Raw genomic sequence first — 13,268 nt, forward strand, 5'->3', positions numbered from 1 at the left:
GCCCCCATGACCGACGACCAGCACGCCCGTCACGCGCGTGGCCGCCGGATGAGCCCGGCCGCCATCGCGGTGACCGCGTCGATCGCCGCCGGCTCGCTCGGCCTGGCGACCTACGCCGCCACGGCCGGTGCCGGCACCTCGCAGGCCGAGGCCCCGGAGGAGGCGCTGCGCGCCTCGGTGGGACAGTTCTCCCCGACGGTGGCCGCGGACGCGGTCGCCGCGCTGAGCGACACCGCCGCGAGCGAGTCCACGGGCATGTTCGCCGAGATGAAGCAGATGCGGGCGGACCAGGCAGCCGCGCTCGGCGTGTCCACCGGGGTCCGCGACGAGAGCCTCGCGACCGTGCAGGACCAGGCCGAGCGCATCTCGCAGGAGCGCGCGGAGAAGAAGCGCGCCGCCGCCGAGAAGGCTGCCCGCGAGGCCGCCGAGAAGGCGGCCGCGGAGCAGGCGGCCGCGGAGGCCGCCGCTGCCGGGCGGGCTGCTGCCGAGCAGGCTGCGGCGGAGCAGGCCGCCGCGGAGCAGGCTGCCGCCGAGGCCGCCGCCGCCGAGCGGGCCGAGCAGGAGCAGGCCGCCTCCCGCAGCCAGGAGCGTGCCGCGCAGCCGCAGCCCGCGGCCCAGCCGGAGCCGCAGCCGGAGCCCGAGCCGCAGCCGGTCTACAGCGGTGACGCCCGCGGTATCGCCCAGTCGATGCTCGGCAGCTACGGCTGGGGCATGGACCAGTGGGGCTGCCTCGACTCCCTGTGGCAGAAGGAGTCCGGCTGGAACCACACCGCCAGCAACCCCAGCTCCGGCGCCTACGGCATCCCGCAGTCGCTGCCCGGCAGCAAGATGGCCACCGCCGGCGCGGACTGGCAGACCAACCCGGCCACCCAGATCGAGTGGGGCCTGGGCTACATCTCCGGTCGCTACGGCTCCCCGTGCGCCGCGTGGGCCCACTCCCAGGCCGTGAACTGGTACTGATCCGCCCGCCGCACCCACGGCATACCTGAGAGCACCCCCGGTCGCGCTGCGGCCGGGGGTGCTGTCATGCTCGCCTGCGTGAGCAACGACATCGTGGACGAGGGGTCACGCCGGGCGCGTCAGGTCGCGGACCATCCCTGGCTGGAGACGCTGGCGCGGGTGGGCTTCGCGGCCAGCGGGCTGATCCACCTGGCGCTGGGGTGGATCGCCGGCCGGGTGGCCCTGGGCGGCGGCGGGGAGGCCGACACCAGCGGGGCGATCGCGACCGTGCGGGAGGCCCCGGCGGGTCCGGTGCTCCTGTGGTTCTGCGTGGCCGGGTTCCTCGCGCTCGCGGTCTTCCAGGTGCTCGAGGGGGTCGTCGGGGGCGGGGAGGCCGCCGACCGGGTCAAGGCGGTCGGCAAGGGTGTCCTGTATGCCGCTCTCGGGGTGGTCTCGCTGCGTTTCGCCATGGGGGGTGGCAGCTCGGGCGGCGGGGAGTCCAGCGCGGACCTGACCCAACGCCTCATGGAGATGCCCGGGGGTCGGATCCTCGTGGGGCTCGTCGCGCTCGGCGTCCTCGGGGTGGGCGGCTACCACGTCTACAAGGGCGTCACCCAGAAGTTCCTCGAGGACCTGGCGGCCACCGGTGGTGGGCACCTCGGCCAGGGGGTGAAGGTCGCGGGCACCGTCGGCTACACCGCCAAGGGCGTCGCCCTGCTCATCGTCGGCGGGCTCTTCGGGCTGGCCGCCTGGCAGGCCGACCCGGAGGAGGCGCAGGGCATGGACGGCGCCCTCAAGACGCTCGCCGGTCAGCCCCTCGGCACGGCGCTGCTCCTGGCCGTCGCCGTGGGCCTGGCCCTCTACGGCGTCTACAGCTTCGCCCGCGCCCGCTACGCCCGCATGGACTGATCCGCCGCCGGCCGGGGTGTGCGTACGGGCGGGCACCACGCCTCGCCGTCGCGACGCCGTGCGACAGGTATGCCCGTGGTGCCCGTCCCACGTGACGTCATGGGGGCAGGGGCGACGCGGGTCAGAGACGGCGCAGCCGCACCCGGTCGACGCTGTGGTCGGCGCCCTTGAGCAGCACGAGCCGGGCGCGGCTGCGGGTGGGCAGGATGTTGTCGACGAGGTTGGGGGCGTTGATGGTGTCCCAGATGTTCTCGGCGATGTCCACCGCCGCGTCGTCGCTGAGCGTGGCGTAACGGTGGAAGTGGGAGTCCGGGTCGGCGAAGGCGGTCCGGCGCAGCTCGAGGAAGCGGTCGACGTACCACCGCTTGATGTCGCCGACGTGCGCGTCGACATACACCGAGAAATCGAAGAAGTCGCTCACCGCGAGACCGGCGCGGCCGTTGTCGTGCGAGCGTGGCGGCTGCAGCACGTTGAGCCCCTCCACGATGAGCACGTCCGGGCGGCGGACGACGGTGCGCTCGCCGGGGACGATGTCGTAGACGAGGTGGCTGTAGACCGGCGCGCTCACCTCGGCCTTCCCGGCCTTGACCTCGCTGACGAAGCGCAGCAGGGCGCGACGGTCGTAGGACTCCGGGAAGCCCTTGCGCGGCATGAGGTTGCGCCGGGCCAGGACGTCGTTGGGGAAGAGGAAGCCGTCGGTCGTCACCAGGTCGACCTGGGGCCGGGAGTCCCACCGGGAGATGAGCTCCTTGAGGATGCGGGCCGTCGTCGACTTGCCGACGGCGACCGAGCCGGCCACCCCGATGACGAACGGGGTGCGCTCGTGACCCTCGTCGAGGAAGTCGCTGGTGACCTGGTGCAGCCGGCCGGTGGCGCGCTCGTAGAAGGACAGCAGCCGGCTGATCGGCAGGTAGACCTGCTCGATCTCGGCCAGGTCCAGCCGCTCGCCGAGACCCCGCAGGCGCTCGACGTCGGCCGCGTCGAGCTGCATGGGGTGCTCCTCCCGGAGCCGGGCCCAGTCGTCGCGGTCGAGCTCCACGTAGGGAGAGGGGATGGCGGTGCTGCCCGGCGAACCCATGGGGGCATTGTGCCAAGGCGTCCGGGTGTGACGTGCCGGAGCCCGAGGATGCCGTCAGCGGCGTCCTCGCCACGTAGGCTTGAGCCCATGTGCGGAATCGTCGGATACGTCGGGCCACGGACCAGCGACAAGGCTCTGGGCGTCGTCATGGAGGGGCTCGGGCGGCTCGAGTACCGCGGCTACGACTCAGCCGGTGTGGCCGTCGTCGAGGGCGGCGGCGTGCAGACCCGCAAGCGGGCCGGCAAGCTCGCCAACCTGGAGCAGGCGCTGACCGACGCGCCGCTGCCGCAGACGGCCACCGCCATCGGCCACACCCGGTGGGCCACCCACGGCGGCCCGACGGACGCCAACGCGCACCCGCACCGCGGGGGCGCCGACGGCAAGCTCGCGCTGGTCCACAACGGCATCATCGAGAACTTCCACGCCCTCAAGAGCGGCCTGCTCGCCGACGGGGTGGACTTCACCTCCGAGACCGACACCGAGGTCGTGGCGCACCTGGTCGAGCAGGCCTTCGGCCGCACCAGCGACCTCACCGACGCGATGCGCGAGGTCGTGGGCACCCTCGAGGGGGCCTTCACCCTGCTGGCCGTGCACGCCGACCAGCCCGAGGTCGTCGTCGGGGCCCGGCGCAACAGCCCGCTCGTCGTCGGTCTGGGCGAGGGCGAGAACTACCTCGGCTCGGACGTGGCCGCCTTCATCGGGCACACCCGGCAGGCGCTCGAGCTGGGGCAGGACCAGATCGTCACCATCTCCCCGGACACCTACACGGTCATCAACTTCGACGGCTCGCCCAGCGACGGCAAGACCTACGAGGTGACCTGGGACGCCGCCGCCGCGGAGAAGGGCGGCTACGACACCTTCATGGAGAAGGAGATCCACGAGCAGCCGCACGCCGTGGCCGACACCCTGCTGGGCCGGACCGACGCCGACGGCAACCTCATGCTCGACGAGCTGCACATCCCCGTCGACGACCTGCGAGCCGTGACCAAGATCGTCATCGTCGCCTGCGGGACGGCGTCCTACGCCGGCATGGTCGCGAAGTACGCCATCGAGCGGTGGACCCGGATCCCGGTCGAGGTCGAGCTGGCCCACGAGTTCCGCTACCGCGACCCCGTGGTGGACGAGCGGACGCTGGTCGTGTCCATCTCGCAGTCCGGCGAGACGATGGACACCCTCATGGCCGTCCGGCACGCCAAGGAGCTGGGCGCCAAGACCGTCTCGATCTGCAACACCCACGGCTCGACCATCCCCCGCGAGTCCGACGCCGTCCTCTACACGCACGCCGGGCCCGAGATCGCGGTCGCCTCCACCAAGGCCTTCCTGGCCCAGATCACCGCGTCCTACATCCTCGGTCTCTACCTCACCGCGCTGCGCGGCGAGTCCTACGGCCGCAGCGCCGCGGAGGTCATGGCCGAGCTGCAGGGCATCCCGGCCCACATCGAGGCGCTGCTGGGCACGATGGACCGGGTCGAGGAGATCGCCCACTTCATGGCCGACTCCCGCTCGGTCCTCTTCCTCGGCCGCCACGTCGGCTACCCCATCGCGATGGAGGGGGCCCTCAAGCTCAAGGAGCTGGCCTACATCCACGCCGAGGGCTTCGCGGCGGGCGAGCTCAAGCACGGCCCGATCGCCCTCATCGAGCCGGGCCAGCCGGTCTTCATCGTCGTGCCGTCCCCGGACAGCGAGCACGGGTTGCACGGCAAGGTCGTCTCCAACATCCAGGAGATCCGGGCCCGCGGCGCCCGCACCCTCGTCATCGCCGAGGAGGGGGACGAAGACGTCGTGCCCTTCGCCGACGAGGTCATCCGGGTCCCGCGCACGTCTCCGCTGCTCGCGCCGCTGCTCACGGTGGTGCCGTTGCAGGTCTTCGCGCTGCACCTGTCGACGGCCAAGGGTCTCGACGTGGACCAGCCGCGCAACCTCGCCAAGTCGGTCACGGTCGAGTAGGTCGGTGACGGGCGTGCCGGAGCGTGCCGCACGAGGTGCCCGGTGATCGTCGGGGTCGGGATCGACGTCGTCGACATCGCGCGCTTCGCCGCCCGGATCGAGGCCAACGCGCGCCTCGGGGAGCGGCTCTTCACCCCTGACGAGCTCGGGCTGCGGCCGGAGTCGCTGGCTGCGCGGTTCGCCGCGAAGGAGGCCCTGGCCAAGGCCCTCGGCGCACCCGTCGGGCTGCGCTGGACCGACGCCTGGGTCGAGCGGGACGGCACCGGCCGTCCGCACCTGCGCACCCAGGGGACCGTCCGGGCCCGGATGGACGGGCTCGGCATCACCCACCTACACGTCTCGCTGTCGCACGACGCCGGGGTCGCCTCGGCCGTGGTGGTCGCCGAGGCGCACCCGCCCACGACCCCGGGAGGGGACTGACATGCTCCAGGCGTATGCCGTGCCCGACGTCCGCGCGGCCGAGGAGGAGGTGCGGGCCGGGCTGCCGGACGGCGAGCTCATGCGGCGCGCGGCGCGCGGCCTGGCCGAGGTGGTGGCGTCCCGCCACGACCAGCGCGGCGGGACGGTCGTGGTCCTGGCGGGGCCGGGCGACAACGGCGGCGACGCCCTGCACGCCGCGGCGCTGCTCGCCGACGGCGGTTCGCGCGACGTGCGCGTCGTCGGCGTGGCCGACCGGCTGCACGCCGGTGGCCTGGAGGCGGCGCAGCAGGCCGGCCTGGTGGTCCACGACGTCGCGCCGGACGCGCCCGAGCTGCCCCCGGAGGTGGAGGAGCTGCTCGCCGGCGCCGCCCTCGTCGTCGACGGCCTGCTGGGCATCGGCGGGCGGCCCGGGCTGCGGGGCGCCATGCGGGCCGCCGCGCGAGCGGTGCCGGGCACGGCATACGTCGTCGCGGTCGACCTCCCCAGCGGAGCGGACCCGGAGGGCGTCGTCCTCCCGGAGGACTGCGTGGTCGCCGACGAGACGGTGACCTTCGGGGTGCTCAAGCCGGTGCACCTCATGCCGGCCACCTCCCCGGTCGTCGGAGACGTGAGGCTGGTCGACATCGGGGTCGGGGTGGAGGCCGCTCCCGTGGTGGAGCGGCTGGAGCCCGCTGACGTAGCCGGCCTCTGGCCGGTCCCGGGGGCGGGGGACGACAAGTACCGCCGCGGCGTGCTCGGTGTCATCGCCGGCAGCGCGGACTACCCCGGCGCCGCCGTGCTCTGCACCACCGCGGCCCTGGAGACGGGTGTGGGGATGGTGCGCTACCTCGGCCCGGAGCGCGCCGAGGACCTCGTCCTCGCCGCCTGCCCGGAGGTCGTGCCCGGCCAGGGGCGGATCCAGGCGATGGTCATGGGTCCCGGCGTGCCGCTGCAGGACGGGGAGACCTCGGACCGGCGCCAGGTCCAGTGGTTCCGGCAGGCGCTCGCCAGCGACGTGCCGCTCGTGGTGGACGCCGGCGCGCTGCAGCTGCTGGCCCACTGGCAGCGGACCGGCCACCTGCGCTGCGAGGCGCCGACCCTGCTCACCCCGCACGCCGGCGAGCTGGCCACCCTGCTCACCGAGCTGGGCGGGGACACGGTCGAGCGGGAGCAGGTCGAGGCCGACCCGGTGCGCCACGCGCGCCGCGCCGCGCGGGCGACCGGCGCCGCGGTGCTGCTCAAGGGGGCGACCACGGTGGTCGCCGACCCGGACCCGCGGGTGCCTGTGCGGACCCAGGCCGACGCCCCGACCTGGCTCGCGACCGCGGGAGCGGGCGACGTGCTGGCCGGGATCTGCGGCGCCCTGCTCGCCACCGGGATGGAACCGCGCGACGCTGGCGCGGTCGGTGCCCTGGTGCACGGGCTGGCTGCCCGGCACGCCAACCCCGGCGGACCGGTCCGCGCGACCTCGGTCGCCGGTGCGGTGGCGTCGGTGGTCGCCGGGCTGCTGACGCTCTAGCCCCGGGCGCGGTCGGGGGAGGTGCCCTGGCCCGGGGCGCAGTCCGGGCAGGTGACGGACAGCGCGGTATGCCCGAGGTGCGGCTCGTACCCCCGCGCCGCGAGGTGCTCGCGCACCGGTGACAGCACCTCCACCGGCAGGTCGAGGACGGCCCCGCAGCCGCGGCAGGCCGCGTGCGCGTGCTCGGGCCCCGCACCGGTGACCTCGGCGGAGAAGTGGTAGCGCGCCGGGGCGTGATCCAGGTGCACGTGGGTGAGGATGCCGGCGGCGCACAGGTGCTCCAGCGCGCGGTAGGTCGTCGCCAGGTGCGTGGCGCCCAGCTCCTGGACGGCGGCGTGTACCTCGGTGACGTCAGGGTGACCCTCCAGCCGCCCCACCGCCTCCAGCACCCGGCGCCGGGGCGCGGTCACCCGGTGCCCCCGGCCCCGGAGCAGGGCCAGCGCGGCCTGCACGTGCTGGGGAGGCGGGGCCGGAGCGGACTCGGGCGACGTGGCCCGCGCGGGCTCAGGAGGCGACGTGGCCTGCGAGGGCTCGGGCGACCTCCCCTGCGCGGGCTGCGGCGACGTGGCCTGCGCGGGCTGGGGAGGCGGCATACCCCCAGTCTGCCCGACCGGGGGCTGCCGTCCCCTCGGCGCCGGCGTTGCTAGGTTGAGCCCATGGATCAGCGTGTGTCCCTCGTCACCCTGGGGGTGAGCGACCTCGAGCGCGCTCGCGCCTTCTACCAGGCCCTGGGCTGGGCGCCCGGGCCCTCGCCCGAGCACATCACCTTCTTCCAGGCCGGGGGCATGGTCGTCGCGCTGTGGGAGCGGGCGGCTCTCGCCGTGGACTCCGGCATCGACATCGACTCCGACACCGAGGACACGCCGGGCAGCGGCGACTCCTGGGGCGGGAAGGTCGTGGGGGTCAACCTGCCCAGCGCCGCCGACGTCGACGAGCAGATGAAGGACGCGGAGGCCGCGGGTGCCACGGTGCTGCGCCCGGCGAGCACCCGTTTCTGGGGCGGCTACTCCGGCGTCTTCACCGACCTGGACGGGCACGTGTGGGAGATCGCCCACAACCCGTTCTGGACGGTCACCGAGGACGGTCAGACCCTCCTGGGCGACGGGCGCGGCTGAGGCCCGTCCCGGAGGTCACTGCTGGGCCAGGGGGCTCGCCGCCCAGGACCGTGCGCAGGTATGGCCCTCTGGGGGCCACGGCCGCGCACGACGGACCGGTCGGGCCGACGACCGTGCGCGAGCTGGGCCGTCACCCCCTGCGAGCCCTCACGGCTGCGGCCGGTTGAGCGCGCTGCACACCGCGTGCAGCGAGGCCCGGACCGTCGAGGCGTCGATGCCGACCCCCCAGCGGACCTCCCCGCCCACGGCGCACTCCACGTAGGCCGCGGCCAGCGCGTCCTCGCCTGCGGACAGCGCGTGCTCGGCGTAGTCCAGCACGCGCAGGTCGACACCGAGGCCGTTGAGCCCGTCGACGAAGGCCGAGATGGGGCCGTTGCCGTGACCGCGGATCTCGTGGTCCCGCCCGGCCACCGTGACCCGCGCGTCCAGCCGGACGTCGGCCTCCTCGCCCTCAACGTGGGTGCTGGTGAAGTCGTGCAGCACGACGGGGCCGTCCTGATCGAGGTACTCGTGGGTGAAGGACGCCCAGATCTGCGTCGGCGTCATCTCGCCCCCGGCGGAGTCGGTATGCCGTTGCACGGCGCGGCTGAACTCGATCTGCAGACGCCGGGGCAGGTCGAGCTTGCGCTCGGTCTTCATGACGTAGGCGACGCCGCCCTTGCCGGACTGGCTGTTGACCCGGATGACCGCCTCGTAGGTGCGGCCGATGTCCTTGGGGTCGACGGGCAGGTAGGGCACCTCCCACGCGTGGTCGTCGACCGCGACGCCAGCCGCGTCGGCGTCCCGCTCCAGGGCCTCCAGCCCCTTCTTGATGGCGTCCTGGTGACTGCCGGAGAACGCTGTGAAGACCAGGTCTCCGCCGTAGGGGTGGCGCTCGGGGACGGGCAGCTGGTTGCAGTACTCCACGGTCCGCCGGACCTCGTCGATGTCCGAGAAGTCGATCATCGGGTCGACGCCCTGGCTGAAGAGGTTCATCCCCAGGGTCACCAGGCAGACGTTGCCGGTCCGCTCGCCGTTGCCGAACAGGCAGCCCTCGATCCGGTCCGCCCCGGCCAGGTAGCCCAGCTCGGCCGCCGCCACGCCCGTGCCCCGGTCGTTGTGCGGGTGCAGCGACAGCACCACGTGCTCGCGGTGGGCGAGGTGACGGTTCATCCACTCGATGGAGTCGGCATACACGTTGGGCGTCGCCATCTCCACCGTGGCCGGCAGGTTGATGATGACCGGTGACTCCGCGCTCGGGACGAAAACCTCCATGACCGCGTTGCAGATGCGGGCCGCGAACTCCAGCTCGGTGCCGGTGTAGGACTCGGGGGAGTACTCGTAGAACACCTCGGTGCCGGGGGGCAGCTGCTCCTCGTACTTCTTGCAGGCCCGCGCGCCCTGGACGGCGATGTCGACGATCTCGTCCTCCGAGGCGCCGAAGACCACGCGGCGCTGCAGCGTCGAGGTGGAGTTGTAGAGGTGGACGATGGCCTGCCGGGCGCCCGCGATCGCCTCGTAGGTGCGCTCGATGAGGTGGTCCCGGGCCTGGGTCAGCACCTGGATGACGACGTCGTCGGGGATGAGGTCCTCGTCGATGAGCATCCGCACGAAGTCGAAGTCGGTCTGGCTCGCGGCCGGGAAGCCGACCTCGATCTCCTTGTAGCCCATGCGCACCAGCAGCTCGAACATCCGCCGCTTGCGCTCCGGGGTCATCGGGTCGATGAGGGCCTGGTTGCCGTCCCGCAGGTCGACCGCGCACCACCGCGGCGCCTCGGTGATGGTCCGGCCCGGCCAGGTGCGGTCCGGCAGGTCGACGGCGGGGTATGCCGTGTAGCGGGCGACCGGCATGCCGCTCGGCTGCTGCGGGTTGGGGTAGCGCGTGGCGCTGGGCTGCTGGACGGTGGTCGTGCTCATCGGTGGCTCTCCTCGCTGGGGCGCTGGGTGTCCGGGACAGCGGCGACTCCGCAGCGAGGGCCGGACCTAGGAGGTCTCGCTGCGGCAGCCGAGGAGGAGCAGGTGAGTCATCGCCTGCGACTCTAGCTCATGACGATGACGTCGCGTCAACCCGGGACCGCGCGTCGCGCCGCTCGGCGACCACGCTGGTGAGGACGGTGACCGCGAGGATGCCGACGATGACCAGCAGCGAGGCCAGGGTGGGGACGGTCGGCACGCCCTCCCAGACGCCGTGCGCCCAGTGCAGCACGAGCTTGACGCCGATGAAGGCCAGGATGAGCGACAGGCCGTAGCCCAGGTGGCGCAGCTGCCCCAGCGCCCCCTCCAGCACGAAGTAGAGGGCGCGCAGACCGAGCAGGGCGAAGGCGTTGGTGGCGAAGACCAGGTAGGGGTCACCGGTGATGCCGTAGACCGCGGGCACGGAGTCGACGGCGAAGACGACGTCGGTGCCGAGGATCGCCAGGGCCACCAGCGCGAAGGGGGTGAGCGCCCGGCGGCCGCCCTCGCGCACGGTGAAGCGGGTGCCGCGGTAGTCGTCGGTGACGGCGAAGAAGCGACGGGTGAGGCGGACGGCAGGCAGCTTGGCCACCTCCACGTGGCTGTCCGTCCGGGCGTCCTTGAGCACCTTCCAGGCGGTCGCCAGCAGGATGAGGCCGAAGACGAGGAAGGTGACGGCGAAGTTGGCGATGAGGGCCGCGCCCAGGGCGATGAAGATGCCGCGCAGGACCAGCGCGCCGATGATGCCGATGAGCAGCACCCGCTGCTGCAGCTCGCGGGGCACGGCGAAGGCGCTGAGGATGAGGATGAAGACGAAGAGGTTGTCGACCGACAGCGACTTCTCGACGAGGTAGCCGGTGTAGTACTCCAGCCCGGTCTGGCTGCCGAAACGCTGCCAGATCCAGAGCCCGAAGAGCAGCGGCAGCGCGAGGTAGAAGGCCGACCAGGCCAGTGCCTCCTTCATCGACACCGCGTGCGGCCGCCGGGTCAGGACCATGTCGAAGGCCAGCAGCAGGACCACCCCGCCGAGGGTGATGGCCCACAGCATCGGGTCGGCGATGCTGCTGGTGGAGGTGGTCTCGGCCGGGGCCAGGGGCAGGAACGTCACGAAGGGTCCTCTCGATCACGACACGCGGATCGAGGTCTCTTTCACCCTGGCACCAGGGCGCGCGCCGAGCGGGGCTCGGGCCCCGCGTAGTGACCGACGCGACGTTCGGGAAATACTCCCCTCGAAGGGCCCACGATAGGAACGGCCGGGGCCGGGTGTCAATGTGGCGCCTGGTATGCCGCCTGCCGCCTGCGTCTGCCGCGCACCGCGCCGGCCCTGCCGCTCGGTGTCAGTCCACGGCCGAGGTGACCGTCGGCTTCCAGGAGGGTCGGCCGCGCTCGAAGGCCGCGATGTCGTCCTCGTGGCCCAGGGTCAGGGAGATGTCGTCCAGGCCGTTCTCCAGCCGCCAGGCGACGTAGTCGTCGACCTCGAAGGTGGTGACGAGGTCGCCGCAGGTGACGGACCGGGCGGGCAGGTCGACGGTGATCTCGGTGCCCGGCTCTGCCTCCAGCATCTTCCAGATGAGCTCGATGTCGCCCTGGTCGAGCTGGGCGGTGAGCAGCCCCTGCTTGCCGGAGTTGCCGCGGAAGATGTCGGCGAACCTGCTCGAGAGCACGGCCCGGAAGCCGTACTGCTGCAGCGCCCACACCGCGTGCTCCCGGCTGGATCCGGTGCCGAAGTCGGGGCCGGCGACGAGGACCGAGCCCCGCGCGTACGGCTCGGTGTTGAGGACGAAGGAGGGGTCCTCGCGCCAGCGCGAGAACAGCCCGCGGTCGAAGCCGGTCCGGGAGACCTGCTTGAGCCAGTGCGCCGGGATGATCTGGTCGGTGTCGACGTCGGACCGGCGCAGCGGCACGCCGATCCCGGTATGCGTGGTGAACGCGTCCATCAGACCGTCACCTCCTGTCGGGCGTCGGCGGGTTCGAGGTCGGCCGGGGAGGACAGGGTGCCGCGGACCGCGGTCGCCGCCGCCACCGCGGGAGACACCAGGTGGGTGCGCCCACGCGCCCCCTGGCGGCCCTCGAAGTTGCGGTTGGAGGTCGAGGCGCACCGCTCCTCGGGCGCCAGCTGGTCGGGGTTCATGCCCAGGCACATGGAGCACCCGGCGAGGCGCCAGTCCGCCCCGGCGTCCGTGAAGACCTCGTCCAGACCCTCCTCCTCGGCCTGCTGGCGCACGGCGTGCGAGCCGGGCACGACCAGCATCCGCACCCCGTCGGCGACCTGCCGGCCGCGCAGGACGTCGGCCGCCAGCCGCAGGTCCTCGATGCGCCCGTTGGTGCAGGAGCCGAGGAACACGACGTCCACGGCGATCTCGCGCATGGGGGTGCCGGCCTCGAGACCCATGTAGTCCAGGGCGCGACGGGCGGTGTCCTGCGCGTCGTCGTCCCCGGCCGCGGTCGGGTCGGGCACGGCCTCGCCGAGCTGCACGGACTGGCCGGGGTTGGTCCCCCAGGTGACGTAGGGGGAGAGCGTCGCCGCGTCGATGACCACCTCGGCGTCGAAGACGGCGTCGTCGTCGGTGGGCAGCTCCCGCCAGGCGGCCACGGCGGCGTCCCAGTCGGCGCCCGAGGGGGCGTGCGGGCGCCCGCGCAGGTAGGCGAAGGTCGTCTCGTCCGGCGCCACCATGCCCGCCCGGGCCCCGGCCTCGATGGACATGTTGCAGATCGTCATGCGGCCCTCCATCGAGAGCGCCTCGATGGCGGACCCGCGGTACTCCAGCACGTAGCCCTGGCCACCGCCCGTCCCGATCCGGTGGATGACGGCCAGGATGATGTCCTTGGCCCCCACGCCCTCGGGCAACGGCCCGTCCACGGTGATCGCCATGGTGCGGAACGGCCGCAGCGGCAGGGTCTGCGTGGCGAGCACGTGCTCGACCTCGGAGGTGCCGATGCCGAAGGCGAGCGCACCGAACGCGCCGTGCGTGGAGGTGTGGCTGTCGCCGCACACGATGGTCATGCCGGGCTGGGTGAGCCCGAGCTCGGGGCCGATGACGTGGACGATGCCCTGCCCCCGCCGCCCCCGCTCGTGGTGGACGATCCCGAACTCCGCGCAGTTGGTCCGCAGCGCCTCGAGCTGGGTGCGCGAGGTCAGGTCGGTGACCGGGCCGAGCGTGGTCGGCACGTTGTGGTCCTCGGTGGCCAGGGTGAGGTCGGGGCGGCGCACCGGGCGCCCCTTCTCCCGGAGCCCGTCGAAGGCCTGCGGGCTGGTGACCTCGTGGACCAGGTGCAGGTCGATGTAGAGCAGGTCGGGCTCTCCGTCGACGGAGCGCACGACGTGCTGGGCCCAGAGCTTCTCGGCCATCGTCAGCCCGGATGACTCGGACATGGGGCGACCCTTCCGTCTCGCTGGTGGGGGTGGTGCGCGACAATGTCGCCACTGTAA

The 13,268-nt window shown here is 73.1% G+C and carries 12 protein-coding genes; 6 read left to right on the forward strand and 6 right to left on the reverse strand.

Features of this window, described 5'->3' with window-relative positions:
* The first annotated feature begins 6 nt into the window (after positions 1–6).
* Together EUS26_RS03770 and EUS26_RS03775 are read left to right on the forward strand one after the other, a co-directional pair.
* The gene (locus tag EUS26_RS03770; protein WP_130011856.1) at positions 7–960 is read left to right on the forward strand and encodes an aggregation-promoting factor C-terminal-like domain-containing protein; all 954 of its coding nucleotides are present in this window, start codon (positions 7–9) and stop codon (positions 958–960) included.
* Positions 961–1,038: 78 nt separating this feature from the next.
* Positions 1,039–1,848: a DUF1206 domain-containing protein gene (locus tag EUS26_RS03775; protein WP_238148795.1), complete on the forward strand. Its 810-nt coding sequence runs from the start codon at positions 1,039–1,041 to the stop codon at positions 1,846–1,848.
* A 121-nt stretch (positions 1,849–1,969) separates the two neighbouring features.
* Here the strand turns inward: EUS26_RS03775 and coaA are convergent, their stop codons facing one another.
* Entirely contained in the window at positions 1,970–2,926 is a 957-nt protein-coding gene (gene coaA / locus EUS26_RS03780) for a type I pantothenate kinase (RefSeq protein ID WP_130011858.1), read from the reverse strand.
* 87 nt (positions 2,927–3,013) lie between these two features.
* Between coaA and glmS the strand changes: the two genes are divergently transcribed.
* From glmS to EUS26_RS03795, 3 genes are read left to right on the forward strand one after another with little or no spacing between them, the layout of a single operon-like run.
* Complete coding sequence (gene glmS, locus EUS26_RS03785) at positions 3,014–4,873, forward strand: glutamine--fructose-6-phosphate transaminase (isomerizing) (protein ID WP_130011859.1); 1,860 nt, start codon at positions 3,014–3,016, stop codon at positions 4,871–4,873.
* Positions 4,874–4,915: 42 nt separating this feature from the next.
* Positions 4,916–5,293, forward strand: coding sequence for a holo-ACP synthase (locus tag EUS26_RS03790; protein WP_130011860.1), 378 nt, complete (start codon positions 4,916–4,918; stop codon positions 5,291–5,293).
* A 1-nt stretch (position 5,294) separates the two neighbouring features.
* Positions 5,295–6,791 carry a bifunctional ADP-dependent NAD(P)H-hydrate dehydratase/NAD(P)H-hydrate epimerase gene (locus EUS26_RS03795; RefSeq protein ID WP_130011861.1) on the forward strand — a complete coding sequence of 499 codons (1,497 nt, stop codon included), beginning with the start codon at positions 5,295–5,297 and terminating at the stop codon, positions 6,789–6,791.
* On the opposite strand, the gene EUS26_RS03800 is transcribed toward EUS26_RS03795, so the two are convergent.
* A complete protein-coding gene (locus EUS26_RS03800; protein ID WP_130011862.1) occupies positions 6,788–7,384 on the reverse strand; it encodes a Fur family transcriptional regulator in 597 nt (198 codons plus the stop codon). The two genes, EUS26_RS03795 and EUS26_RS03800, sit on opposite strands and share 4 nt — an antisense overlap.
* A gap of 63 nt (positions 7,385–7,447) precedes the next feature.
* Between EUS26_RS03800 and EUS26_RS03805 the strand changes: the two genes are divergently transcribed.
* Complete coding sequence (locus EUS26_RS03805; protein ID WP_130011864.1) at positions 7,448–7,906, forward strand: VOC family protein; 459 nt, start codon at positions 7,448–7,450, stop codon at positions 7,904–7,906.
* Positions 7,907–8,053: 147 nt separating this feature from the next.
* On the opposite strand, the gene leuA is transcribed toward EUS26_RS03805, so the two are convergent.
* The 4 genes from leuA to leuC form a co-directional block, all read right to left on the reverse strand.
* The gene (leuA, locus tag EUS26_RS03810) at positions 8,054–9,802 is read right to left on the reverse strand and encodes a 2-isopropylmalate synthase (RefSeq protein ID WP_130011865.1); all 1,749 of its coding nucleotides are present in this window, start codon (positions 9,800–9,802) and stop codon (positions 8,054–8,056) included.
* Between the two features lie 127 nt (positions 9,803–9,929).
* A complete protein-coding gene (locus EUS26_RS03815; protein WP_130012051.1) occupies positions 9,930–10,886 on the reverse strand; it encodes a TerC family protein in 957 nt (318 codons plus the stop codon).
* Positions 10,887–11,175: 289 nt separating this feature from the next.
* Positions 11,176–11,775 carry a 3-isopropylmalate dehydratase small subunit gene (gene leuD, locus EUS26_RS03820; RefSeq protein WP_130011866.1) on the reverse strand — a complete coding sequence of 200 codons (600 nt, stop codon included), beginning with the start codon at positions 11,773–11,775 and terminating at the stop codon, positions 11,176–11,178.
* Positions 11,775–13,211, reverse strand: coding sequence for a 3-isopropylmalate dehydratase large subunit (gene leuC / locus EUS26_RS03825; RefSeq protein WP_202865038.1), 1,437 nt, complete (start codon positions 13,209–13,211; stop codon positions 11,775–11,777). The genes leuD and leuC overlap by 1 nt, the downstream gene beginning before the upstream one ends.
* Between the last annotated feature and the right edge of the window lie 57 nt (positions 13,212–13,268).

The organism is Serinicoccus sediminis (assembly GCF_004153545.1).
GTDB classification, from domain to species: Bacteria; Actinomycetota; Actinomycetes; order Actinomycetales; family Dermatophilaceae; genus Ornithinicoccus; species Ornithinicoccus sediminis_A.

Bases quoted from the DNA above. Each gene is read 5' to 3' on its own strand.
- EUS26_RS03800 (WP_130011862.1), bottom strand. From the start codon at position 7,384: ATGCCGCCTCCCCAGCCCGCGCAGGCCACGTCGCCGCAGCCCGCGCAG.
- EUS26_RS03815 (WP_130012051.1), bottom strand. From the start codon at position 10,886: ATGCTGTGGGCCATCACCCTCGGCGGGGTGGTCCTGCTGCTGGCCTTC.
- EUS26_RS03805 (WP_130011864.1), top strand. From the start codon at position 7,448: ATGGATCAGCGTGTGTCCCTCGTCACCCTGGGGGTGAGCGACCTCGAG.
- leuA (WP_130011865.1), bottom strand. From the start codon at position 9,802: ATGAGCACGACCACCGTCCAGCAGCCCAGCGCCACGCGCTACCCCAAC.
- EUS26_RS03795 (WP_130011861.1), top strand. From the start codon at position 5,295: ATGCTCCAGGCGTATGCCGTGCCCGACGTCCGCGCGGCCGAGGAGGAG.
- EUS26_RS03770 (WP_130011856.1), top strand. From the start codon at position 7: ATGACCGACGACCAGCACGCCCGTCACGCGCGTGGCCGCCGGATGAGC.
- glmS (WP_130011859.1), top strand. From the start codon at position 3,014: ATGTGCGGAATCGTCGGATACGTCGGGCCACGGACCAGCGACAAGGCT.
- coaA (WP_130011858.1), bottom strand. From the start codon at position 2,926: ATGGGTTCGCCGGGCAGCACCGCCATCCCCTCTCCCTACGTGGAGCTC.
- leuC (WP_202865038.1), bottom strand. From the start codon at position 13,211: ATGTCCGAGTCATCCGGGCTGACGATGGCCGAGAAGCTCTGGGCCCAG.
- leuD (WP_130011866.1), bottom strand. From the start codon at position 11,775: ATGGACGCGTTCACCACGCATACCGGGATCGGCGTGCCGCTGCGCCGG.